A 26,257-nucleotide genomic window follows, 5' to 3' on the forward strand; every position below is an offset into this window, starting at 1 on the left:
CTTCAAAAAAGCAAATAATTTGTTCTTATTCTAAAAAATCTACGTCAATGAATTGTCATTTTCATTTGGAAAAATAATCCACGGCTTGAAGGTTTTGGCTTCTTCAAATTCTAAAGTGGCATATGAAATGATAATGATGATATCGTCTTTTTGTACTTTTCGAGCAGCCGGACCATTTAGGGTAATGATACCTGAATTTTTTTCGCCTTTGATAGCATAAGTATCAAAGCGCTCTCCATTGTTGATGTTGACAATGGATACTTTTTCACCTTCAATAATATTAGAAGCCTCTAGTAAAGCTTCGTCAATAGTAATACTTCCGATATAATTTAAATCGGCTCCAGTTACTTTTACTCGGTGTATTTTTGATTTTACGACTTGAATTTGCATGCTACAAAAGTAAATTAATTTAATGAAATGGTATCAATCAAACGAATATTGTTGACAAAAACGGCGATAAAAGCGCGGTATTTCTTATTAGGTTCTTTTAATACGCTGGGCAATAGTGTTTCCTCATCAGCAATTACAAAATATTCTAATGAGAAAAGACTGTTGTTTTCGAAAGCTTTTTTAACCCATTCCGTTACCGATTCAGGGCTTTCTGTTTGAAATTTTTCTTTCGCAGTAGTTAGTATTTTATAGATTATTGCTGCCTCTTCTCTTTCATGTGTGGATAAACGTTCGTTTCTGGAACTCATAGCAAGATGGTTGGATTCCCTGTAAATTGGACAACCAATTACATTTACTTTCAAGTTGGCTTTAGCAACCATTTTTTTGACGATTTGCAATTGCTGAAAATCTTTTTCTCCAAAATAGGCGTTTGTAGGTTCTACAATTTCAAAAAGACGTTTTACAATAGTGCCAACACCATTAAAATGTCCGGGTCTGAATTCTCCTTCCATTTGATTTTCTAATCCATCAAAGTCAAAGGATTGTGATACTGGTTGACCATCATAAATATCATCAACAGTTGGGGCATACAAAATGATTTTTGGACTCAAAGCAGTAAGTTTTTTCACATCTTCTTCTAAAGTTCTTGGGTATTTTGCTAAATCTTCCGGATTGTTAAATTGGGTAGGATTTACAAAAATACTCACTACAGTATTTTCATTTTCCAGTAGCGATTTTTGCATTAAAGCCAAATGACCTTGATGTAAAGCGCCCATAGTTGGAACAAATCCAATGGTGGAATTTGAAGTTTTGATAGATTTCAAATAGTCTCTCAAAGCTGCTTTTCCATAGAAAATATGCATGGTGGTATTATTAAAATTAAATGCAAACATAATATTTTAGTTAATAACTGCATAAAATTTTGTAATTTTGCGTGGTTTTTATTACCAATAAACTAAGTAAATTACAATATGAAAGATAAGAGGATATTATATGTATCATCTGAAGTGGTGCCTTATCTCGCTGAAAATGAGGTTTCTTTAATGTCTTATGACGTGCCGAAAATGATTAATGATCAGGGAGGACAAATAAGAATTTTCATGCCTAGATATGGAAATATTAATGAGAGAAGACACCAATTACACGAAGTAATTAGACTTTCGGGGATGAATTTGGTAGTGAATGACTTAGATATGCCATTGATTATAAAAGTAGCTTCAATTCCTAAAGAGAGGATTCAAGTTTACTTTATTGATAATGATGAATATTTCAAAAGGAAAGCCACTTTTGCCGATGAAGAAGGGGTTATGTACCCAGACAATGATGAACGCGCTATTTTCTTTGCAAAAGGAGTGGTGGAAACCGTGAAAAAATTAAATTGGGTTCCTGATATTATCCATGTTCATGGATGGATGGCAGCAATGTTGCCTATTTACATGAAACATTTTTATAAAAACGAAGCTTTATTTTCAGAAACAAAGATTGTAACCTCAGTTTACAGTCAGTCTTTTGAAGGGACTTTAGATGTAGAGATGATAAATAAGGTTAAATTTGACGGTATTCCTGATGAGGCAATAGCTGATTTAGCAGTTCCGGATTATGAAAATATTATAAAAGCAACTGTAATGCATTCTGATGCGGTAATTATTGCTTCAGAAAACCTGTCTTCAAGTTTAACAAAATTTATAGAATCTTCGGGTAAACCTTTTTTACCTTTCGTCCCGAAAGATAAATTCGCGGAAGCGTATACTAATTTCTATAAAAACGAGGTTCTTTAAATTAAACTTTTATTATTTAATATGTACAATATTTCTTTTTTCAAGAAAATACTGGTTTTATCAAGTATCATTCTTTTGTATTCCTGTGATAAAGATTATAATTCGATTGGTGGAGATTTAATTGGGGATAACCATTTTGATCTTAGCACATATACATCAAATGTGTTGGCTTATAACCAAAAAATTGGACCTATTCAATCTGATAATCTTGCTATTAATCCATTAGGAATATATAAAAACCCTAACTTTGGAGAAACGACTGCCAATTTTAACACACAATTGACTTTGGCATCCGTTATAAGTACTACAACTGTAAGTACAAGACCTTTTGTTACAAGTGTAGTTTTGACGATTCCTTATTATTACAATGCTTCGAAAACAGTTACAAATACAGATGGTAGTCATGTTTATACATTAGATTCAATTTATGGTGCTGATAAGGCACCAATGAAATTAAGTATTCACGAATCTGGATATTATATGAGGGATACTGATCCTACAGGTGGATTTCAACTAGCTCAAAAATATTATACCAACCAAAATACTGATTTCGAGAATGCTAAAGTTTCCAGTCGTTTGAATGATGCTGCTGATTTAGCTCAGAACGATAGTTTTTTCTTTGATCCAGCCGAACATGTTGTTAAAACAACGGATTCTATCACTAAGGTGGAGACTGTAACACGAACTCCTCCGGGAATGCAATTGAATTTGAATAAAGGCTATTTTAAAACAAAGATTATTGACGGTGCAATTGCTGGTAAGTTGGCCTCAAATGATGTTTTCAAAGAATATTTTAGAGGGCTTTATTTTAAAATGGAAAAATCTGGAAGCAGTGAAGGAAATTTAGCGATGTTGAATTTCAAAGCTGGAAAAATTACCATTAATTATAATGAAGATTTATCTACTACAGCAACAGGTGGTGCTGTAACAGTGACAAGAGTTAAAAAAAGTATCGTTCTTAATATGACCGGAAATTCTGTAAGTTTATTGAATAATAGCTTTGGAGCGTCGGGTATTGCTTATAATGCGTTGCCAAATACTGGAAATACAACTGCTGGAGATGGAAAACTATATTTAAAAGGCGGTGAAGGTTCTTTGGCTATCATTGATTTATTTGATAAAAAAGATTTGAAAGGATATGATGTTAACGGAAAGCTAACTGGCCCTAATGGAGTTTCAGATGAATTAGATGATTTAAGATATCCGGCTGATGGTAAAAAGTGGTTAGTCAATGAAGCGAATCTTGTTTTCCATATTGATGCAAGCACAATGGCTAATAACTATGAACCAAGAAGGATTTATTTGTATGATTTTACAAATCATAGGCCTGTTGTTGATTATTACAATGACGCTTCAACAAGTGTTGATGCTAAAAAATCAAAAACGGTTTTTGATGGCAATATAAATACAGATGCAACTTCTAAAAGAGGATTGACCTATAAAATCAGGATTACAAATCAGATTCGTAATCTTATTAAAAATGTCGATTCAACTAATGTTAAATTAGGGCTAGTGGTTACAGAGGATATAAGTACTGTTGCTTCTTATAAAGTGAGAACTCCAAACGCATTCATTACTCAAGCTCCAAAAGCAAGTGTAATGAATCCATTAGGGACGATTTTATTTGGAAATAACATTCCTTTTGGAGATCCTAATTATGACAAAAGATTAAAACTTGAAATTTTTTATACAAAACCTAATTAAGTAAAGCTATGTGTGGAATTGTTGGATATATCGGTTACAGAGAAGCTTACCCTATTGTTATAAAAGGGTTAAAACGATTAGAATATAGAGGGTATGATAGTGCTGGTGTCATGTTATATGATGGCGAGAACTTAAAAATTTCTAAAACTAAAGGTAAAGTTGTAGATTTAGAAGAAAGAGCTGTAAAAGAAATTTCTATTAATGGAACTATAGGAATGGGACATACGCGTTGGGCTACACATGGTGTTCCAAACGATGTAAATTCGCATCCACATCTTTCTAATTCAGGTGATTTGGCTATAATTCACAATGGAATTATTGAAAATTATGCTCCATTGAAAAAGGAGTTAATAAAAAGAGGATACGTTTTTCATTCTGATACAGATACTGAAGTTCTTGTAAATCTTATAGAAGAAGTTCAGAAAAAAGAAAAATTAAAAATTGGTAAGGCTGTTCAGGTTGCTTTAAACCAAGTGGTTGGTGCTTATGCAATTGCCGTTTTTGATAAAAAAAATCCAAATGAAATTGTTGCGGCACGTTTAGGAAGTCCGTTAGCAATTGGTGTAGGTGAAGGGGAATATTTTATCGCTTCTGATGCTTCTCCATTTATTGAATATACTTCAAATGCCATTTATTTAGAGGATGGTGAGATGGCCAACATCAGGTTACATAAACCAATGAAAGTAAGAAAAATTAAAGATGATTCTTTAGTTGATCCTTATATTCAAGAACTTCAAATGAATTTGGAGCAAATAGAAAAAGGAGGTTACGATCACTTTATGTTGAAAGAGATTTACGAACAACCAAGCGTAATTAAAGATACGTATCGTGGTAGACTTCATGCAAATGAAGGAATTATTCAAATGTCTGGTGTTGAGGATAATTTAGAAAAATTCCTAAATGCTGACCGAATAATAATTGTGGCTTGTGGTACTTCTTGGCATGCCGGTTTAGTAGCTGAATATATATTTGAAGAGTTTGCCCGAATTCCGGTTGAAGTAGAATATGCTTCTGAATTTAGATATAGAAATCCGATAATAAGCAGTAAAGATGTTGTTATTGCAATTTCTCAATCAGGAGAAACTGCTGATACTATGGCAGCAATAAAATTGGCTAAAGAAAATGGAGCTTTTGTATTTGGAGTTTGTAATGTCGTAGGTTCTTCTATTTCAAGAGAAACTCATGCAGGAGCCTATACTCATGCAGGACCTGAAATAGGTGTTGCTTCTACAAAAGCATTTACTACTCAAATTACAGTATTGACAATGATAGCGTTGCGTTTGGCCAAAGCCAAAGGAACAATGTCTAATACAGATTTCCATAGGTATTTGCAAGAATTAGAAATCATACCTGAAAAAGTAAAAGAGGCTTTAGAAACAAATGAAAGAGCAAAAGAAATTGCTGCTACATTTAAAGATGCTCCTAACTGTTTGTATTTAGGAAGAGGATATAATTTCCCGGTAGCTCTTGAAGGGGCATTGAAACTTAAGGAGATATCATACATTCATGCGGAAGGGTATCCGGCTGCTGAAATGAAACATGGTCCAATAGCACTTATTGATGAGCATATGCCAGTTGTTGTTATTGCACCAAAGCAAGGTCATTACGATAAGATTGTCAGTAATATCCAGGAGATTAAATCCAGAAGCGGAAAAATTATTGCAGTAGTAACCAAAGGCGATACTCAAGTTCGTGAATTGGCTGATTATGTAATCGAAATTCCAGAAACTTCGGATGCATTGTCACCGTTAATAACAACAATTCCTTTACAGCTTTTGTCATATCATATTGCTGTGATGAGGGGTTGTAATGTAGATCAACCTCGTAATTTAGCAAAATCAGTTACTGTAGAATAATAAGATATTATTAAGCTTTAAGATATAACCTCGAAAGATTTTTCTTTCGAGGTTTTTTTATGCTTGTTTTTTTGGCCAAGAAGAAAAAATATCTTGAAAAATGATTTTTTTTCTTCTTGAAATCATTTTTATTAAATAGCTAAAAATTAATAAAATTATTAAGATTAATGCATTTATTATATGCATGCATAGTGTTATTTTAATATTTTTACTTAATTTTTAACAAAAAATAAAAAACAAAAAATAAAGAATAAGTATAAATGGGTCAAAATCACTGATAATTATGAAATTTTAAAGGCTCTTTTTTATTAATATCAAAAATATTTGTATTTTGGCTTCATAAACCAACAAATTATAACCCAATGAGAGTGTATTTACTTTTTTTGTCATTGTTTTTTTGTAGCCTAACTTTTGCTCAAAACACAATTTCAGGTATTGTTACAGACAGTAACAATCAACCTATTCCTGGAGCCAACATCAAAATTGTTGGAGAAACCGCTGGTAGCATTACCGACATCGATGGAAAATTTACTTTAAATTCATCAAAAAAGCCACCTTATGTGCTTACTATTACAAGCGTAGGTTATGGTTCTCAAAGAGTTAATGTTTCTTCAAATAATCAAAAAGTTACAGTTAAACTTGCCGATGAAGAAACAAAACTGAATGAGATTGTTGTTTCTGCTTCTAGAACCCCAGAAAGAGTATTAGAATCTCCGGTTACAATTGAAAGAATGAGTATTGCTGATATTAAAAAAACGGCATCACCAACTTTTTATGATGGTTTAGAAAACTTAAAAGAAGTTCAGATGAACACCAGTAGTTTGTCTTTTAAGTCAATAAACACGCGTGGTTTTGCCACTGTGGCGAATACCCGTTTTATGCAATTGGTTGACGGAATGGACAATTCTTCGCCTTTATTGAATTTTGTATTAGGGAATTTGATTGGTGTTTCAGAAATAGATGTTCAAAGTGTTGAGTTATTGCCGGGTGCATCTTCTGCTTTGTATGGGGCAAATGCTTTTAATGGTATTTTGTTTATGAATAGTAAAAGTCCATTTACCAGTCAGGGAATTACTGCTTACGCAAAATATGGACAAACCAGTCAAGATGCAGCAGGGTCAAATGACTTTATTGATTATGGAGTTAGAATGGCGCATGCGTTTAGTTCAAAATTAGCAGGTAAAGTTAACTTTACTTATATGAGAGGTACAGATTGGCATGCAACAAATTATGATGACAAGACTCATCCTGGTATAGATAGAAGCAATGTAAATTATGACGGTATAAATGTATATGGTGATGAAGTTACTACAAATTTAAAAGGAGTTGGACAATCATTAGCTTCTTTAGGATTGATTCCTCAAGGGGCTGTAAACTTACTGCCTAACTATAATGTAAGTAGAACGGGGTATAACGAGGTTAATTTAACAGATAACAAAGCAAGTAATACTAAAATTGATTTCTCTCTTCATTACAGACCTTTTGGAAATGAAAATTTAGAAATCATTTGGCAAAGTAAATTTGGTTTTGGAAATGCAGTATATCAAGGTGCTAATAGATATTATTTAAATAACTTTTTTATGCAACAACATAAATTAGAATTTAAAGGGAAAAACTTTTTTGTAAGAGGGTATACTACAACTGAAGATGGTGGAGATTCTTATGATATGCTTTTTACTGGAATCAACATAAATAGAAAATGGAAAGATGATAAAACTTGGTTTGGACAGTATGCGGGAGCTTATATTCAGTCTACATTAGCAGGGATGACTCCTGAAAATGCACATATTGCAGCAAGAGCTACTGCTGATACAGGTAGATTTTTACCAGGTACGGCAGAGTTTAAAAATGCTTTTAATCAGGTAATTGCTGATCCAAGTGTGCTTTCAGGTTCAAAATTGGTTGATAATTCAAAAATATACCATTCGGATGCTAATTATAATTTTAAGGATGTTATAAAATTTGCCGAAATTCAAGTAGGTGGATCTTTTAGATTATATGAATTAAATTCTCATGGTAGAATTTATACAGATGCAAACGGGCCTATTAATTACAATGAATATGGTGCTTATACGCAGTTAACAAAAAGATTTGTAGAGGATAGATTGAAATTTACAGGATCTCTTCGTTATGATAAATCAAAAAATTTCGATGGTAGTTTTTCACCTAGAGTATCTCTAGTATATTCTGCAGGAGAAAGTAAGAAACACAACTTTAGAGCTTCTTTTCAAACCGGTTTTAGAAATCCATCAACACAAGATCAATACATTGGTTTCAATGTGGGAAGTGCAATATTACTAGGTTCAGCTCCTGACAACTTAACAAGATATAGTGAAACTTTACCGGTTTCGACTGCTGTAGGTCAAGCTTTTGCTGGCGGATCAACTGTTGTTATGACGGGATTGAATGCTTATAATAATTCCTACACAGCATCTTCAGTAGGCGCGTTTAGTGCCTTGGCAGCTAGTAATCCTGTTGCTGGGTCAGCTTTGTTGAGAAAAACAAATGTAAATTATGTAAAACCAGAGCAGGTTAAAGCATTTGAGTTAGGATATCGTTCATTCATTAAAGATGTATCAATTGATATCAATGGGTATTATAATATTTACAATGACTTTATTGGAAACTTAAATGTTGTAGCTCCATTTTATGGTACAGCACAGGATTCTCCAAGTCCTTTAGCGGGTCCAACGGATCCTGGAACACAATCATTGCATGCGCTTCAAAATGGTAATTACAGAGCCTATCAATTATATACGAATACTAATATAGAAATCAAATCTCTTGGTTTTGGTATTGGGCTTTCTAAAAAAGTATATAGAAATTTCGAAGTTGGTGTGAACTATAATTATGCTGAATTTAATTTTGATCAAGAGAAAGATCCAAGTTTTGAAGCTGGTTTTAATACACCAAAACATAGAGTAAAAGCATCATTTGGAAACGAAAAGTTATTTGATAATTTCGGATTTAACGTTAGCGGAAGATGGAATAGTGAGTATTTGTGGCAATCTACAATGGTAGATGGTATGATCGCTTCAGCTACAGTAATTGATGCTCAAGTAAATTATAATATGCCAAAACTAAAATCAACTCTTAAGTTAGGAGCTTCAAACATTGGTGGAAAAGAATATACTCAAGTGTTAGGTGCGGGATTAATTGGACAGCAGTTTTTTGCTTCTTGGACAATCAACCCATAATTAAGGCTTTAATTTAAAAAAAAAATACAACCATGATAAAAAATTTCAAATGGCTACTATTGGTTTCTTTAAGCTTTGTAGCATGTAATAATGATGATAATACAACTGTTGTTGAAGAGCCAGTGACTTCAGGAACGGCTAGCTTTACAAAATATGTAGCATTAGGGGATTCTTTTGCCGCAGGATATAGTGACGGTGCGCTTTTCAAAAAAGGGCAGGAAGGTTCTTATGTAAATATAGTGGCTCAGCAATTTGCTACTGCAGGCGGAGGAGACTTCAAAACACCTTTTACATCAGATAATTTTGGAGGATTGTTGTTGGGAGGAAATGTAATTGCTGGAGTTCGTTTATATTTTAACGGTACGGGACCTGTACCGGTTAGTGGAACACCTACGACTGAAGTGAGTACTAAGATTACTGGACCATTTAATAATTTAGGAGTTCCCGGGGCTAAAAGTTATCATTTGGTAGCGCCAGGATATGGAAATGTTGCTGGAGTTCCGACAGGTAAATCAAATCCTTATTTTGCACGATTTGCAACTTCATCAGGGACAACCGTTTTAGCAGATGCTTTAGTTCAAACACCTACTTTCTTTTCATTGTGGATTGGGGGTAATGATGTTTTAGGTTATGCAACTTCTGGTGGAATTGGTGTAAATCAAACAGGGAATTTAAATCCAGCGACTTATGGTGGAAATGATATAACTGATCCTAATGTTTTTGCAAGTGTTTATTCAAGTTTGGTTACTAATTTAACTGCAAATGGAGCAAAAGGAGTGGTTGCAAATCTTCCTTATGTAAGTACACTTCCTTATTTTACGACTGTTCCTTACAATCCATTGACGGCTAAAGTTCTTGGTGGAGGTGATGTAGCTGTTGGTCAGGCTACTATAACTGCTTTAAATAATCAGTTGTACGGACCGTTAAAACAAGCTTTAACAGCATTTGGAGCAGGAGCCAGGATTAACCTTCTTTCTACAACAGCGGCTAATCCAATGTTGATTAAAGATGAGTCTTTGACAAATTTGTCTGCTCAGTTAACTGCGGCTTTTACTCCGAGTTTGGGAGCGGCTACTGCAGCTTTTTATGGAAATGTTTTTGGACAAGCCAGACAAGCTACTGCTACAGATTTAGTGCTTTTGCCTACTCAATCTGCAATAGGTGCAGCTCCTACAGCTCTTGATTCTGGTATTGGAATGGCGCCACCATCGCCATTAAATAAATTTGGAATTACATATCCGCTTCAAGACAAGCATGTATTGATACCAACTGAAATTGCGGATGTTAAAGTTGCTACAGATGCTTATAATGTTACCATAAAAGCAATTGCTGATGCTAAAGGATTGGCTTTTGTTGATACGAAAGTGATTATGACTCAATTGTCAAGTGGAGGAATTGTTAGTAATAGTTTTACGCTTACTTCTACTTATGTAACTGGTGGAGCGTTTTCGCTTGACGGTGTTCATCCAGGACCAAGAGGTTATGCGTTAATTGCAAATGCTTTTACGGCTGCCATTAATGCTAAATATTCTTCAACATTAAAGCCTGTTGATTTGAGTCATTATCCAATATTATATCCAGCCATAATTCCATAATCATAATTTGGACAAGCCTAAAAAACCACCCGTTTTATCATGTGGTGGTTTTTTGTTTTCATCCAAATAATAGGTTTTTGTATGTTTTAAAACGACATTAAAAACAAAGCGATAAAATTATGCTGTTTTTTATAAAAAAAAATATTGATTTTATATTTTAAAAAATTATCTTTGCGCACTGAAAAAAGTGTCTAATCGATAAGTTTCGGTTGGTATTATTTCATAAACCTAAATAGCTATTTAATAAATACATAAGTAATGTCTAAAGTAATAGGAAAAGTTGCCCAAATCATTGGCCCAGTAGTTGACGTTGTTTTCAACGGTAAGGATGTTGAACTTCCAAAAATTTATGATTCGTTAGAAATCACAAAAAAAGATGGTACATTATTAGTACTTGAAGTACAATCTCACATTGGTGAAAACACAGTTCGTACCATTTCGATGGACTCAACAGATGGTTTGAGTAGAGGTTATGAAGTAGTTGGAACAGGAAATCCTATCCAAATGCCAATCGGTGCCGATGTTTACGGTCGTCTATTCAACGTAATTGGAGATGCCATTGATGGTTTAGGAAACTTGCCAAAAACAGGTGAAAACGGAATGTCAATTCACCGTCAAGCACCAAAATTCGAAGATTTATCTACTTCTTCTGAAGTTTTATTCACAGGTATTAAAGTAATTGATTTAATTGAGCCTTACTCAAAAGGGGGGAAAATTGGATTGTTCGGTGGTGCTGGAGTTGGTAAAACAGTATTGATTCAGGAGTTGATTAACAATATCGCAAAAGGTCACGGTGGACTTTCAGTATTCGCAGGAGTAGGAGAAAGAACACGTGAAGGAAATGACTTACTTCGTGAGATGTTAGAGTCAGGAATTATAAAATACGGTGATGAATTCATGCACTCTATGGAAAATGGAGGATGGGATTTATCTAAAGTTGATATGCCAGGAATGAGAGAGTCTAAAGCTACTTTCGTTTTCGGTCAAATGAATGAGCCACCCGGAGCTCGTGCTCGTGTAGCACTTTCTGGATTATCTATCGCTGAATATTTCCGTGATGGTGCAGGAACTGATCAAGGTAAAGATGTATTGTTCTTCGTGGATAATATTTTCCGTTTTACACAAGCAGGTTCTGAGGTTTCGGCACTTTTAGGTCGTATGCCATCTGCGGTAGGGTACCAACCAACATTGGCTACTGAAATGGGTGCGATGCAAGAGCGTATTACATCAACAAACAAAGGTTCTATTACATCTGTACAAGCGGTTTACGTTCCTGCGGATGATTTAACTGACCCGGCTCCGGCTACAACTTTTGCTCACCTTGATGCTACTACTGTATTGTCTCGTAAAATTGCTGAGTTAGGAATTTATCCTGCTGTGGATCCATTGGATTCAACTTCAAGAATCCTTACACCACAAATTTTAGGTGATGAGCATTATGACTGTGCTCAAAGAGTAAAAGAAATTTTACAAAAATACAAACAATTACAAGATATCATTGCGATCCTTGGTATGGAAGAATTATCAGAAGATGATAAATTGGCCGTTTCAAGAGCGCGTCGTGTTCAACGTTTCTTATCTCAACCTTTCCACGTTGCTGAGCAATTTACAGGATTAAAAGGAGTTTTAGTTGATATTAAAGATACTATCAAAGGATTTAATATGATTATTGATGGTGAATTAGATCACTTACCAGAATCAGCTTTTAACCTTAAAGGTACCATCGAAGAAGCTATCGAAGCTGGAGAAAAAATGTTGGCTGAAGCATAAATTAGGATTCAGTGTTCAGTCGCAGTATTCAGTACTGTGACCGTAAACTGAGACTGTAAACTAAAAACTATGATTTTAGAAATAGTATCACCAGAAGCAAAATTATTTTCAGCAGAAGTGACTTCGGTTACATTGCCAGGAGTTGATGGAAGCTTTCAAATTTTGAATAACCACGCACCAATCGTTTCTATTTTAGGAAAAGGTGTTGTGAAAATTACAGCTTCTAATTTTGCTTTCGCAAAAGAAGTAGCCAGTAAATTCATAAAGCTAGATGATCAAAATTATACGCTAGCAATCACTTCAGGAACAATTGAAATGAAAGATAATAAAGTTATTATTTTAGCGGACTAAAGTAATTTCGATTATAAAAAATTAAAGCCTAACTTAATCGTTAGGCTTTTTTTATGTCCAATCCCAAGCAATTATATTCCAAACTGTACCATCTTCTTCATAATTATTGATTGTTTTGAAACCAACGGCTTCGTGTGCTTGCATAGAGCGAAGATTTATAGCGGCAACTTCGGTGATTAAATAATCAAATTCATGTTGCAGTTCCTCTCTGTAAAAATGATAAAGGCCTCGAAATATTCCTTGTTTTCTATAGTTTTTATCTACGCAAATTTGGCCCATTACAACGAATGTTTTATCCTTGGGAACTAATCCGTCAATTCTTTCAAACATGGGTATAAGAACCTCAATTTCGTTTCTAAAGCCAGATAGCATTACTAATGCAAAACCTACTACAATATCATTGTCTTTTGCAATAATATGTGCGCAGACTAAATTCATTTGTTCTAATAAGGCAACGGTGTGTTGTACGGTAACAAATCCTTCTTGAAGTTTTTCTTCAGAAGTTATGTTTTTAGAACTATTTTGTAATTGTAGTGTTCTAATTTGTTCTAGTTCGTCTATGCTTGACGCTCTTTTATAAATTATAGATTTCATCCAATTCTATTGATTAACACGTTTATTAATTACTAATTGTTTTATCTGTAATTATAAAAATAGATAATCTTAGATTATGCCTTAGCAAATTTTTATTTTTATTTTATAATTAGTTTCGAATTCATTTCAGCATAATACTTTTCATTGTATTTTGCTGCAATTACAAGAGCTCCTGAAATTAAAATAAGATTTTTAATTATGTATTGTCCAACTAAAGTAGGACAGTAGGGAAAAGCATCAAAACAAACTGTTTTTAGTATAAAAATAGGAAAAAATGTAACTGCCATATGCATCAATAACAATACAATTGTATAAGGAATAAATCGTTTTATGAGCAAACCAAGGCCAATAATTACTTCGCAAATGCCAAGAATTGGAATAAATATTTCTGGTTTAAACCAATAAACTGTTTGTTCTACTAATTCCCCTGCAGGACTCATTCCAAAAATTTTCAGTGCACCAAACCAGACATAGACAATTGCAAGAGAAATTCGCATCATATTGACACTGTGTTTTTCCATTTTTTTGCTAAATCTAAAATAAAGGAGGTTGAATGTTGGTTTCATAATGAAATTGCTAGTTGTATGCGTTTCCTGTTTTTCGACATCAGAAAAGATTGTTATTGTATTTTGAAGTTCAATAGTTAAAGAATAAAAAGCCTAACAGATTTCCAACGTCTGTTAGGCTGTAGCTGATAAAATGAAATATTAAAACAAACCATTAAAACAAAGTATCAACTCATTTATTTAAATTATTCAGCTCCGTCCGTAGTGGCTCTTGCAACGGCAAATGCACCTACTTTTTCGCCTAATTGAAGTCCTTTTTCGCAATCACTTCTGTAATGAATACAGCCAAACATTCTAGAATCAGATGCTTCTTTTGCCATATTTATAAAACTTTGTGATTTTGCAGGAATGAAATGTGATAAAACGACACAGGCAGCACCACTAAAAGTAGAATGACCTGATACATAAGAAGGGAAATTAGGCGTTCCGGTCATTGTTTTTATAGAAGGATCCATTTGTGATGGTCTTGGATTAAAATAAGTATACTTAGCATCCCAACAGCTAATGGCAGCATCCATCATGGCAATATTCAATAATGCCATATTTCTTGCCCATCGCACTTCACTATAATTTTGTTCTACAAATGACTCTGATGCAATAGCATTCCAGTGCCCAGGTGGTGTATAAGTTCCTACACCATCAGCCCAAAAAGTAACAATTTCCATGTTCTTTCTAGATGGATTATTACCATAATTTTTTATTTCAGCTAATTCTTTTGCAAATTGTTCTGATTTTGTGGAAGGCGGTGCTACTGGACGACTGGCGACAACCATAGCAGGGGTCATAAGGAATGATTTTACTTTTCCAAACAATGGCAACATAGGTGGTCTTGCCGGTAAATCCAAAGATTTCCATGGCGTTTCTCCAGTTGCTGCGGTTTGCGTTTCTAATTGAGTCCAAATTGCAGGGGTTCCTATAGCAGCTCCAGCTCCATCTGTACCGGCACGTGCAATAAATTTGGCGGCAATTTTTCTTCCTAAAATGATGCCGGCTTCTACGTCACTTCGAACATTAGCACCACTAATAATACGATATAGTTTTTGTTCTTCTGCTTTTCCGTCAATGTATGCGATTTCAGTTGGGAACAATAGTTTTAATAATTCAACAGTAACACCAGATAATACACCGTCTTCTGAAGGATAAGAAGGCATAGGACTTTTTGGAATTAAAACTTGTAAAGTTGCGTCAACTGTAAATGGAGCTGCTCTATTGTATAGTTTTTTATAATACCAAGTGGCAACCATTGCATCATATTGCGCCGCACTTACATAAGCATAAGCTCTAGCTGCATATGGTGGATTTGAAAATGGGAATTGCGGATTTGCAAAAGGATTCGCCGCAGATGGTGCAGGATAGGTTCCGTCTTCATTTTGATAAGGAGGACGGTTGTGTCTTGCCACTAAAGTTCGCATGATTTCATTCCAACGCAAAACACCACCAGCGCTCCAATATTTTATTATCCTTTTTTGGTCTTCTGATATGTTGACTTGGTAGCTTTTTATTTCATTGATTTCTCTTGTGAATGCAGGCGTATTTGTGGCGACGGGTGCATCAAGTGGTAATTCGTTCGGAGTTGTTAATAAAAAAGTTTTCCAAGTTCCAGCTAAATCGTCTGTATTGGTAGGGTTTAAAGCATGAAATTGTTCGTTTCGTTCGGTAATATCATCACTACACGAATAAGTACAGGCAAGAAATAAAGCCAGAAGAGTAGTATAGGCTGTTTTTTGTATATTATTTTTCATCTTAATTTGCTATTTTTTAAAATTAATCACATAAAACAAACCACCATAGAAGGTGTCTGATTTTCCAACGTTTCTACCTTCTACCACATAGTTATAACCGGCTACAAGAGATAATTCAGGTATTTTTTTAAATGTATATTTTGAATTAACACCATATTTTAGTGCATTCATAGTATTACTTGGAAAAGGCATATTGTTTTTTGTAATGTCAAATCCTCCAGATTGGGTTACCCAATTGTCTATAACAAATTCGGCAATCAATCTATTAGAACGATAACCAGCTCTAAAATTCACTGAAATGGCATCCGGCATATCGACTTCGTTCGTATAATGGATTTCGTCAGTTAGATAAGCATTTCTATCTATAGTTATGTTTGCTCTTTTTACATAAGCCCCAGAGATTGTAGTAAAGAAGTTTCCTCGCTGATAATCTCCCATTAATCGCAATGAAGCTGTTTTGCTTCGTAAACCAAGGCTTAAGGGTAAATAATCAGCAGGATAATCGGATAGAGGAGTTGAAAAACTTCCCAATGCATAAATGGAATAAGTTGACTTGCCAATTGTTTTTTCCAAAGGCATGTATTTTAGCGTAAGCGAAAGATCTTGAATTCCTTTTTGACCTTTCATAGTTCCGGCAGAAGCATTAGTTTCTACATACGGCACACTAAAAATAGCATTTAATTTATCTGAGATACCATAATTTCCCATAAGTCCAATGGATTTTGTCGATACGGTACCAAGATTTAGATTCTCTCTTTTAAGAGATCCTTCCCAGTATTGATCCCAGCTACTGTATTGATATATTGCTCCAACGCAAAAATTGTTTTTACTCATCATGATACCGTCAGTATCTGTTTGAGCATTCATAAATAAAGATGCCAACAGTAGGCAGCTCAGGTAAAATTTTTTCATTTTCAGTAAAAAGGTTAGTTGTTAATAATTGGTGTTTAATTTATGGATTGCTTTAGTATAAATATGTTTGTTTATTGCATAGCAATAGTTTTGCATATAACTGAATTCTGACTTTTGTTAGGAAAAATTATTTTATTAATTTTTTCTTTAGCAATAATAGTACTTCCTTCCTTTATTTTAATAAATTGATTTGGCTTTATATTTTTAAAAATTTGTGTTTTGTGGGTTTTAGACCAAGTAATAGCTATCTCATCTATCATATTTGCTTGACCAATGCCTATTTCTCTTCTCAATGCCGATGCTCCAAAACTTCCGCCAGAGTTTACTTCTCTGTAAACAACTCTTTTAATACCATTTTCTTTGAAGCTAATCTTAATTCGTGTCCCAATTGCAGAGCGATTCGTGTTTGTTCCTTCTAATTGCAGATTTATCCAACGGTTCGTATTCTGGCCTGGGTTTAAATATAAGGAATTGTTGAAAGAATCTCCAATGTAAGCACCACCTACCTCTATAAAAATATCTGCATCACCATCATTGTCTAAATCATTAATGGCAACTCCATGTCCTTTTTGCAAATTACCAACTCTACCAGAAACGGTAACATCAGCAAACTTGCCATCTCCCATATTTCTAAAAAGACGATTTGGAACAAGGGATTTATAATCGGGATTTCCAGTTCCCAAATACATATCTAAATAGCCATCATTGTCGATATCGCCAAAGTTAGAGCCCATTGCAAATACAGATTTATTTAAACCTGCTTTTTCAGAAACATTGGTAAATGTACCATCGTGATTATTGTGGTATAAATACATTTTACTGGCTTTGTTAGGAATATTTAATGCTTCTGTTCCAGCAGTATAAGCAACGCTAAAATCAAATTTATAGCCACATACAAAAAGATCTTGCCATCCATCATTGTCATAATCCCAAAACCAGGTTGGGAATGTTCCGACTTTTATATCTGCTAAACCAGCTTTTTGCGTTACATCCTCAAATTGAGGAATGCCATTTTTTATTCCCGTGTTTTTGAGCAAGGTTTTTCTTTCTCTATTACCCGACACATATAAATCTTCTAAACCATCATTGTTATAATCACAAGCTGTAACTCCTTTTACGAAATCTACAACTGCACAATTTGCTTTAACCGAAACTTCTTTAAAAGTACCATCTTGATTGCTGATGTATAATTCGCAAGGATTAATTTCGTTTAATTCTGGTCGGCTTTCATTGCCAATAAATAAATCCAGCCATCCATCATTATTAAAATCTTTCCATACCCCGGCTTGCGTGGGATGTTCAGAATATAAACCACTTTTGATTGTTACATCGGTAAAGGTATCATCGCCGTTATTTCTTAACAAAGAGTTGGGTTGATTTCCGTAATTTCCCATCCATGCTCCTCTTAAAACAAAAATATCTACATCGCCGTCATTGTCATAATCCGCTTGAATCATATTTAATCCACCTTTGAAACGCCCTAATTCAGATTTTTTAGAATAATCAATAAATCCCCCTTTTTTATCATTTTGGTAATAGTGCATGGCCCCATTTAAGCTCCAATCAGAAGTTATAAGATCCAAATAATTATCGTTATTGAAATCATCCATAATGATTCCACCTGCCATGTTTCGATTATTAATGCCCAAATTAGGAGCTACATCTACAAAAGGCTTAATGGCATAATTAGAATTGTCTTTGTCCAAGTTAGGAATAAGCCATTTAGCAGGAACTTTTGATGGATATTCACCTAATGTCATATAGGCAATATTTAATAGCCATCTCGACTCATAATCATCAGGAAAGTTATTTAAAAGAAGTTCATAAACTTCAATTGCTTTTTTAGAACCTAACTGTTTTAGGTGTATTCCTGAATTTTTGATGGGCATGATACAGGATTCAGTCGAGTGATTGGTAACGCAGTTTTGTCGTTCGCCTAAACGCATATAGGAGAGTGCCATACTTCGCAATACTTCTGGACTATTATTATTTGACATCCCTATTCTCTGAATAATAGATTCAAAAGTAGCTACAGATTCATTTTCTTTCCCCAACTTCAAAAGACTATTCCCTTTGTAAAAAGTAGCTATAAACCGATTATTTGTTTCAGCTGGTGCTTTTGATAAAGAATCAAAAAAAGTTAATTCTGCCTCTGGGCAAAAAGGATTGTCTTTGACACTAAACTGCTTGTATTTTGCAGCTAAAATTTCGACCATTTTGTCATTAGGGTTTCTAAAATTCTCACATGATTGTGTGAAAAAAGAAAGTAAAAACAAGACGAATATATATATGGTTTTCATTTATTAAAAATTTAATTTCCTTTCTTAAGATGAATTATCTGATTCCATTATTAGAGAGATAATGTTTTCCTCTAATAATGGAATGAAAATTAATGCTTCATAGTCATTTTCATTTTTTTATTTAAATTGAAGCGATATGAATAACCAACATTGATAGAGTAATCAGCAAAAGCTGCATCACCTTGAACGTGAACATATTTACTTGGATCTGTTATTACTGAATTTTGTAAATTTTGATCAGCAATGTCAGCAGCACTTTGAATACGGTTTTTGACAATATTGTAAGGGATATATAAACTTAAGCCGTGATTTCCTATACGATATGAAAAGCCATATTCAACAGCAATTACATATCCAGGGCGACGATACGCTACTTGACCGCCAAAAGCATCGTAGGCTGGAATTCCTTCAAATCTTCCGGCCAATGATACGGTGAAATTTTCTTTTTTGTCAACAGCAGCCATAAATCCTGCACGTCCAAAATATTGATCAGGAGATGCATATATATTATAACCTTCTAATCCTGCTTTTGGGGCCGATTTAAAAGTACCATTAGATTCTCTTGGATTAAATAAATAATATCCATTTGCAAAACCATAAAGACGCCCTGTTAATTGTCTAAAGGCTTGTAATTCTACTGAAAAACCCACACCTCCATCACCAGGTTGAATGGCTTGATCCATTACAACACTTTTAGTGGTTCCGTCTGCTTGTGGGGCATCATCTCTTCGGTCATGACTACCTGTATTTAATTTCACACCTAATCCCACCATAAGGTTTCCTTTTTTGGCCGTTTTAGGATCAAAAACCCAATAGTTTACGCTTAAACGTGCATCAGCAATTCCATCAGCATAAACACTATAACGATAGGTGTTTTTTACTGGTGTAGTTTGTCTCAATATTTGAGAACGCTCATTGTTTACATAAGGTAATGTTGCGTTCAACTGAATACGATCAGTTAACCCATAAGAAATATTTAAATCGACTGCATGAGAATAGATGTTTACTGCATTACCGCGTTCTTTTCCATTTGCATCAAATCCACCTCCAGTTAATTGGCGTTGTGGTTGTTCTTCTTTGCCAACAAAGTGTCTCCAAGAATGAAAATAGCGGTAATTGGTTCCAACTTGGAACTCACCTTCACTTAGATCATAAGAATTGGAAGAGTTCATGTTTTGTCCTCCCATTTGACGCACGGCTACACAACCTTGAGCGTTCGTGTTTTGAGTATTAAAAGCAATTGTAAGGAATAAAATAAAAATAAAAGCGGAATGTAAAAAAGATAAATTTTTCAAGGTTTGGTTTGTTTGAATGGTTAATAGTATAAAATTCACCAACACAACTTCTTTCGCGATAGAGTAGGTCGGTATTAAAAAATGTAAGCTGGATAATAGATTTCTTAACTTTGTAAATTGGTGCTTTCTTTGGCTTTCGCCAATTTTTTTTTCTAGTTTACAAAGAAAATGAATGGATAAAAGATTGCTTCGAACAAATGGTTTTAAGAAATCCATTTTTTGAATTTGCAAATGAATTTAAGTCTTGACTTAGAAAGTATAAAAACGCAACTACAAATTAAAAATAGAAAATAGGCCAATATTTTACTCTCAAAAACGAGAAGCTTTTAAAAACACAGCATAATGGTTTGTGTTTTTTATTGGTAAATTTTAAATATTTGTAATTAATGTACATTTTAGCTTAAGCAATCATGAATATAATGCTTTTGCAAATGCTTACCTCTGTGAAAGATTTCACAAGAAATAAAAGAGGATTATGCGATATCTGGTGGAGAATACGATAAAGAAAAGTATCCAGAATCTAATGCCATGTTTGGTGTAATGATAGGTTCAATCGAAGTTATAGCTGTTTTTGTAGAAAAATCAACAGCAACAGTATTGTTTGGGATGTAATCTTGTAGAAAAGATTTCATCAGTTTTTTTACAGGAGTATCTTTTGAGGAAGCGCCATTGAATAATTGATTGTCAACAATGTCCTTTAAGTCTTTGCCTATCGCATCTTGATGTGAATTGTGAAGATAATAAAGGCTTAGGATGTTATTTTGAATTCTTTTTTTGAAAATATGGAAACTTTTATTGTTAATAACAACATCTTCATTTACATATTCAAAATCAGTGTCTTCGATGAAAGAATACAAAGTAGCATTCAATTTTATTACATGCATCTCTGAACTAGGTGCTTTTTCCATACTACTTACCCATGCTTGCTCTTGTTGATAAGCAAACATCAGATAGTATCCCAGAACATTGTAAAACAATGTTACTAATAAGAAAAGTGATGCAATTCGTTTCATAATGGTCGAAAGTAGAAAACTATTTTATAACGAAATATCTTTGAAGTGAATTTTAAGATAATTTTAACATAACTTTAACAAAGCGTTGAATCGAAACCGTTTTCGTAAATTTTTATCAATTTTGTTTCAACTATTATTTTTCATTTGTTAATTTTTAAAGAATTTAATTTTTATGAATAATGTAATGTAATTTGGAAACGGAATGAATGCCTCATAAACATATTAATTTTAAAAAGTTATCAAACAAAAATGATCCAAAATATATAAACCGAAAAAGATGCTTATTTTTGTAACGTATGAGAAAATTTCCAGAAAATCTATCTGTTAAACTTGAAGCCCGAAAGCAAAATAATGCCTTGCGGAAATTGCCTTTATCTAGTAAAGGGATTGATTTTGCTTCCAATGATTATCTTGGATTGTCTAAATCTGCAACTATTTTTTATGAAACGCACCAGTATTTAATTGAAACTAATGATGTTCAAAACGGTGCAACGGGTTCCAGATTATTATCCGGAAATCATAGACTATATCAGGAAACTGAAAATTTCATCGCACAGTTTCATAAATCGGAATCAGCGTTAATTTTTAATTCAGGTTATGATGCCAATGTTGGATTCTTTAGTTCGCTTCCGCAAAAAGGAGATTTAATTTTATACGACGAATTGTGTCACGCTTCCATTCGGGATGGAATTCAATTGTCGAATGCCAAAGCCTATAAATTCAATCACAATGATTTTGAGGATTTGGAACGATTAATTCTTCGAAATCAAAATCCTGTCATTTATATTGTTACCGAATCAGTTTTTTCGATGGACGGCGATACACCAAATATTGAAGAATTAGTACAGCTGTCAGATAAACACAATTGTTATTTAGTTGTTGATGAAGCACATGCTTTGGGCGTTTTTGGTTCAAAAGGGGAAGGATTAGTTCAGTATTTAAAGGTGCAAGATCAGGTTTTTGCCCGCATTATGACTTTTGGAAAAGGATTGGGTTGTCATGGCGCCGCGATTTTAGGTTCTTCAGAATTGAGGGATTATTTAGTGAATTTTTCCCGAAGTTTTATTTACACCACAGGACTTTCGCCACATTCGGTTGCTACGATTTTAATGGGTTACCACGATTTAGACAGAGAAAAACAAAATATAGAACTGCTTAGAGCAAACATTATTCATTTCAATCAGGAGAAGAATTTATTGGGTTTAAAACAATTGTTTGTTCGAAGTAAATCAGCAATTCAATCAGCTATTATTCCGGGAAATGAAAATGTTAAATCCATAGCCCAAAAACTACAAGCAAAAGGATTTGATGTAAAAGCTATTTTATCTCCTACCGTTTCCGAAGGGCAAGAGCGATTGCGATTTTGTTTGCACAGCTTTAATTCAAAAGAAGAAATCTCCGAAGTATTACGATTGTTGAGTACTTTTGTCTTTTAAAACAAAAAAATGAAACTATTCATCACAGGTATATCTACCGATGTAGGTAAAACTATTGCATCAGCCATTATAACGGAATCACTAGAAGCTGATTATTGGAAACCCATCCAAGCAGGCGATTTAGAAAATTCGGACAGTCATAAAATCAAATTACTATTGTCTAATAAGAAAACTGTAATTCATCCTAATAGTTATGCTTTGAATACGCCGGCAAGTCCGCACTTAGCAGCAGAATTAGACGGGGTCATTATTGATTTAAAGAAAATCACCGAGCCTAAAACGGCTAATCATTTAGTAATTGAAGGTGCTGGAGGTGTTTTTGTTCCATTAAATGAGAAAGATTCGGTTATCGATTTGATTCAACCCGATTATAAAGTAATTGTTGTTTCCAGACATTATTTAGGAAGTATCAATCACACTTTGCTCACCATTGAAGCGTTGCAAAACCGAAAAATAAACATTGCTGGAATTATTTTTAATGGTGAAGAAAACAAAGCTACAGAAACAATAATTTTGAATAAAACAGGTATAAAATGCATTGGAAGAATTGAGCAAGAACCATATTTTGACCAAAATGTAATAAAAGAATATGCTGATTTGTTTCGGGATAACTTATTGGAGTTGTAACTAATTTTGAAATCTGAAATCTGAAATCAGCAATCGTTAATCAAAAATTCAAATGAATTTAACAGAAAGAGACAGCCAATATCTTTGGCATCCATATACACAACATAAAACCGCAGCGTTACCAATTGCCATTAAAAAAGGCGAAGGCGCTTTGCTCTGGGATGAAAATGATAAAGAATACATTGATGCAATCGCTTCCTGGTGGGTGAATCCTTATGGACATTCGAATAAATTTATAGCCGATGCGATTTACAAACAACTTACCACATTAGAACACGTGCTTTTTGGTGGATTTACGCATGAGCCAGCTATTTTGGTTGCCGAAAAATTGATGGAGATTTTACCAAAAAACCAGCAAAAAATATTTTTTTCTGATAATGGTTCTACAGCTGTTGAAGTTGCTATTAAAGTTGCACTGCAATATTTTTTCAATAAAGGGGAAAAGAAAACTACAATAATAGCTTTCGAAAATGCTTTTCATGGCGACACCTTTGCGGCAATGGCGGCAAGCGGAATTTCCTTTTACACACAAGCTTTTCAAGGGATGTTCATTGATGTGGTTCGGATTCCAGTTCCTGTAAAAGGAAAAGAACAGGAAAGTTACGATGCACTGAATAAAGTAATAAAAGAGAATAACTGCGCTGGCTTTATTTACGAACCATTGGTTCAAGGAGCGGCAGGAATGGTGATGTATGAACCAGAATCATTGGATCAATTAATGCGAATTTGTCAGCAAAATAAAGTGCTCACCATTGCGGATGAAGTAATGACCGGTTTTGGAAAAACAGGAAAAACTTTTGCTACGGATTATCAGGTAGAAAAACCAGACATGATGTGTTTGTCAAAAGCATTGACCGGCGGTACTATTCCTATGGCAATTACCACTTTTACCCAAGAAATTTTCGAGGCTTTTTATGATGAGGATATTAATAAAGCATTATTTCACGGACATACTTTCACGGCAAATCCTACAGGTTGTGCGGCGGCTTTGGCCAGTTTTGAATTGTTGCGAACCGATGAAATGCAAGCTAATATTGCCCGTGTAAATCAAAGTCATCTGGGTTTTCAGGAATACATAAAAAATCATCCAAAAGTAACCACAACGCGTGTGCTCGGAGTCATTTTTGCTTTAGAAATAAAAACCGACAGTGCTGCCAGTTATTATGGAACTTTGCGCAACAAACTCTATGATTTTTTTATCGAAAATGGAATAATCCTGCGCCCTGTTGGGAATATAGTTTACATTTTGCCTCCTTATATTATCACCGATGCGCAATTGCAAAAAGTATATCAAGTGGTCGAAAAGGCGTTAGAAATAGCTTAAATTTATAACAATAAAGCGGCATTTTGAATGTATAAATTTTCAAACCCTCGTGAACTTTGTAAAAAACTTTGCGACCTTTGCACTTAAATAACAACACTATTTTGTCTCAAACAATCTCCATAACTGCCATTGCTTCCATTTCACCTTTAGGGAATACATCAGACGTGATTTGGGAAAATTATCTTAATGAAAATCATTGTTTTACGGAGCATAATTTAGACAACAAAAAAACCTTTGTGGCAGTTTTAGATGCTAATTCGGAACAAGTTATTGCCGACTTACGAGAATCAGACAATAAATACAAATCATTAGACAAATCAGTTTTGTATGCTATGGCGGCTTCAAGGAAAGCGATGCAACATGCAGGTTGGACTCAAAATGATATTTTTGGAATCAACATTGGTTCTTCTCGCGGTGCTACTGATTTATTCGAAAAGCATTATCAAGAATATTTAGAAACAGGAAAAGCGCATACACTTGCTTCTCCTACAACAACTCTGGGAAATATTTCCTCGTGGGTGAGCCATGATTTGCAAAGTTCTGGTCCGGAAATCTCACATTCTATAACCTGTTCTACCGCTTTGCATGCAGTATTAAATGGAGTGGCTTGGCTACGGTCTGGAATGGCTGATAAATTTCTAGTTGGAGGTAGCGAAGCGCCTCTGACTGATTTTACGATTGCGCAAATGCGGGCGCTGAAAATTTATTCGAATAGTGAAGAGACATATCCCAATCGTGCTCTTGATTTAGAAAAGAAACAAAGTACGATGATTCTTGGCGAAGGTGCCGGAGTTTGTTGTCTCGAAATTGGTAAAAAAGAAAACGCACTGGCTTATATCGAAGGAATTGGTTATGCAACAGAAATTTTGGAACATAATATTTCCATTTCGGCGGAAGCGACTTGTTTCCAGAAATCAATGAAAATGGCTTTGCAAAATACGGATTTATCCGAAGTAGATGCGATTGTCATGCACGCACCTGGAACGATAAAAGGCGATTTGACTGAATACAGAGCCATTGAGAAAGTCTTTGGTGAAACACTTCCTTTATTGACTACCAATAAATGGAAAATTGGACACACCTTTGGCGCTTCAGGAATACTCAGTATGGAATTGGCCATTATGATGATGCAGCACAATAGGTTCATCGGAGTTCCTTTTGCGGAAGCACAATTACAGATAAAACCGATTAAGAAAGTATTGATTAATGCGGTTGGTTTTGGTGGAAATGCAGTTAGCGTACTTTTGAGTTTGTAGTTTAGGATTGTAAATATTTTATTCCTCTTTCAAATGTTCCAGCTCTTTGACTTTTTCAAAGACTAAATTGCTTTCAAATCCTCTGCGTAACATATAATCACATAATTTTTTACGTTTTTTCATCAAATTAGTTTCTCGTATGGATCCCCAATGTCTTTCTGCTAAAGTGTGAAAAGTTGTTGCATACTCCTCAGGAGAAATTTCCTTTAATGCAATATTGATAAGCGTTTGAGTTATTTTTTTTGACTTTAATTCGTTTACAATTCTAATTTTTCCCCAATGTTTAATGCGGTGTTTTCCTCTGGCAAAACTACAGGCAAACCGCTCTTCATTGAGGAAATTATCATTGATGATATGCACCATAATAATGTCAATTTCTTCGGAATCCATCTTCATGCTTTTCAATTTTTGCACCACTTCTTCATGACAACGTTCTTGATAGGCGCAAAAATGTTCTATCTTATGTATGGCTTCTTTTATGGAAAAAATATCATTCATGATTATGGTGAAAATGTGTAAGTGTGCAAAGAATAATAGAAATAGATTAGAGA

The 26,257-nt window shown here is 34.2% G+C and carries 21 protein-coding genes; 11 read left to right on the forward strand and 10 right to left on the reverse strand.

What is annotated here, in order from left to right; all coding sequences use genetic code 11:
- Positions 1–39 precede the first annotated feature (39 nt).
- Positions 40–390: an aspartate 1-decarboxylase gene (panD, locus tag ACM55H_RS02085; protein ID WP_416834929.1), complete on the reverse strand. Its 351-nt coding sequence runs from the start codon at positions 388–390 to the stop codon at positions 40–42.
- A gap of 14 nt (positions 391–404) precedes the next feature.
- On the reverse strand, positions 405–1,283 hold the full coding sequence (gene panC, locus ACM55H_RS02090; protein ID WP_416834930.1) for a pantoate--beta-alanine ligase: 879 nt from the start codon (positions 1,281–1,283) through the stop codon (positions 405–407).
- Between the two features lie 78 nt (positions 1,284–1,361).
- On the opposite strand from panC, the gene ACM55H_RS02095 reads away from it, so the two are divergent.
- The 7 genes from ACM55H_RS02095 (at position 1,362) to ACM55H_RS02125 (ending at position 12,641) form a co-directional block, all read left to right on the forward strand.
- Positions 1,362–2,168, forward strand: a complete 807-nt coding sequence (locus ACM55H_RS02095) for a glycogen/starch synthase (RefSeq protein WP_416834931.1) — start codon at positions 1,362–1,364, stop codon at positions 2,166–2,168.
- A gap of 21 nt (positions 2,169–2,189) precedes the next feature.
- Entirely contained in the window at positions 2,190–3,872 is a 1,683-nt protein-coding gene (locus tag ACM55H_RS02100; protein WP_416834932.1) for a DUF4270 domain-containing protein, read from the forward strand.
- Between the two features lie 8 nt (positions 3,873–3,880).
- The gene (gene glmS / locus ACM55H_RS02105) at positions 3,881–5,728 is read left to right on the forward strand and encodes a glutamine--fructose-6-phosphate transaminase (isomerizing) (protein ID WP_416834933.1); all 1,848 of its coding nucleotides are present in this window, start codon (positions 3,881–3,883) and stop codon (positions 5,726–5,728) included.
- A 362-nt stretch (positions 5,729–6,090) separates the two neighbouring features.
- Complete coding sequence (locus ACM55H_RS02110; protein ID WP_416834934.1) at positions 6,091–8,925, forward strand: TonB-dependent receptor domain-containing protein; 2,835 nt, start codon at positions 6,091–6,093, stop codon at positions 8,923–8,925.
- Between the two features lie 32 nt (positions 8,926–8,957).
- Positions 8,958–10,520, forward strand: coding sequence for a G-D-S-L family lipolytic protein (locus tag ACM55H_RS02115; RefSeq protein ID WP_416834935.1), 1,563 nt, complete (start codon positions 8,958–8,960; stop codon positions 10,518–10,520).
- A 258-nt stretch (positions 10,521–10,778) separates the two neighbouring features.
- Positions 10,779–12,290: a F0F1 ATP synthase subunit beta gene (gene atpD, locus ACM55H_RS02120; RefSeq protein ID WP_035668832.1), complete on the forward strand. Its 1,512-nt coding sequence runs from the start codon at positions 10,779–10,781 to the stop codon at positions 12,288–12,290.
- Between the two features lie 69 nt (positions 12,291–12,359).
- Positions 12,360–12,641, forward strand: coding sequence for a FoF1 ATP synthase subunit delta/epsilon (locus ACM55H_RS02125; RefSeq protein WP_416834936.1), 282 nt, complete (start codon positions 12,360–12,362; stop codon positions 12,639–12,641).
- A gap of 51 nt (positions 12,642–12,692) precedes the next feature.
- Here the strand turns inward: ACM55H_RS02125 and ACM55H_RS02130 are convergent, their stop codons facing one another.
- The 7 genes from ACM55H_RS02130 to ACM55H_RS02160 form a co-directional block, all read right to left on the reverse strand.
- On the reverse strand, positions 12,693–13,235 hold the full coding sequence (locus ACM55H_RS02130) for a GNAT family N-acetyltransferase (RefSeq protein WP_416834937.1): 543 nt from the start codon (positions 13,233–13,235) through the stop codon (positions 12,693–12,695).
- Between the two features lie 98 nt (positions 13,236–13,333).
- Positions 13,334–13,756, reverse strand: coding sequence for a DoxX family membrane protein (locus ACM55H_RS02135; protein WP_416834938.1), 423 nt, complete (start codon positions 13,754–13,756; stop codon positions 13,334–13,336).
- Between the two features lie 230 nt (positions 13,757–13,986).
- Positions 13,987–15,543 (reverse strand): vanadium-dependent haloperoxidase, encoded by a 1,557-nt coding sequence (locus tag ACM55H_RS02140; protein WP_416834939.1) that lies wholly within the window; start codon positions 15,541–15,543, stop codon positions 13,987–13,989.
- A gap of 9 nt (positions 15,544–15,552) precedes the next feature.
- A complete protein-coding gene (locus ACM55H_RS02145; protein ID WP_416834940.1) occupies positions 15,553–16,455 on the reverse strand; it encodes a hypothetical protein in 903 nt (300 codons plus the stop codon).
- A gap of 71 nt (positions 16,456–16,526) precedes the next feature.
- On the reverse strand, positions 16,527–18,755 hold the full coding sequence (locus tag ACM55H_RS02150) for an FG-GAP-like repeat-containing protein (protein WP_416834941.1): 2,229 nt from the start codon (positions 18,753–18,755) through the stop codon (positions 16,527–16,529).
- An 89-nt stretch (positions 18,756–18,844) separates the two neighbouring features.
- The gene (locus tag ACM55H_RS02155) at positions 18,845–20,050 is read right to left on the reverse strand and encodes a hypothetical protein (RefSeq protein ID WP_416834942.1); all 1,206 of its coding nucleotides are present in this window, start codon (positions 20,048–20,050) and stop codon (positions 18,845–18,847) included.
- A 473-nt stretch (positions 20,051–20,523) separates the two neighbouring features.
- The gene (locus ACM55H_RS02160) at positions 20,524–21,063 is read right to left on the reverse strand and encodes a hypothetical protein (protein ID WP_416834943.1); all 540 of its coding nucleotides are present in this window, start codon (positions 21,061–21,063) and stop codon (positions 20,524–20,526) included.
- Positions 21,064–21,359: 296 nt separating this feature from the next.
- On the opposite strand from ACM55H_RS02160, the gene ACM55H_RS02165 reads away from it, so the two are divergent.
- The 4 genes from ACM55H_RS02165 (at position 21,360) to ACM55H_RS02180 (ending at position 25,706) form a co-directional block, all read left to right on the forward strand.
- On the forward strand, positions 21,360–22,499 hold the full coding sequence (locus ACM55H_RS02165; protein WP_416834944.1) for an aminotransferase class I/II-fold pyridoxal phosphate-dependent enzyme: 1,140 nt from the start codon (positions 21,360–21,362) through the stop codon (positions 22,497–22,499).
- Between the two features lie 9 nt (positions 22,500–22,508).
- The gene (gene bioD / locus ACM55H_RS02170) at positions 22,509–23,126 is read left to right on the forward strand and encodes a dethiobiotin synthase (protein WP_416834945.1); all 618 of its coding nucleotides are present in this window, start codon (positions 22,509–22,511) and stop codon (positions 23,124–23,126) included.
- Positions 23,127–23,178: 52 nt separating this feature from the next.
- Positions 23,179–24,450, forward strand: a complete 1,272-nt coding sequence (bioA, locus tag ACM55H_RS02175) for an adenosylmethionine--8-amino-7-oxononanoate transaminase (protein ID WP_416834946.1) — start codon at positions 23,179–23,181, stop codon at positions 24,448–24,450.
- A gap of 101 nt (positions 24,451–24,551) precedes the next feature.
- On the forward strand, positions 24,552–25,706 hold the full coding sequence (locus ACM55H_RS02180) for a beta-ketoacyl synthase N-terminal-like domain-containing protein (RefSeq protein WP_416834947.1): 1,155 nt from the start codon (positions 24,552–24,554) through the stop codon (positions 25,704–25,706).
- A gap of 18 nt (positions 25,707–25,724) precedes the next feature.
- On the opposite strand, the gene ACM55H_RS02185 is transcribed toward ACM55H_RS02180, so the two are convergent.
- Positions 25,725–26,204 carry a regulatory protein RecX gene (locus ACM55H_RS02185; protein WP_416834948.1) on the reverse strand — a complete coding sequence of 160 codons (480 nt, stop codon included), beginning with the start codon at positions 26,202–26,204 and terminating at the stop codon, positions 25,725–25,727.
- Positions 26,205–26,257 lie beyond the last annotated feature (53 nt).

It is taken from the genome of Flavobacterium cryoconiti (assembly GCF_048158645.1).
Taxonomy (GTDB): Bacteria; Bacteroidota; Bacteroidia; order Flavobacteriales; family Flavobacteriaceae; genus Flavobacterium; species Flavobacterium cryoconiti.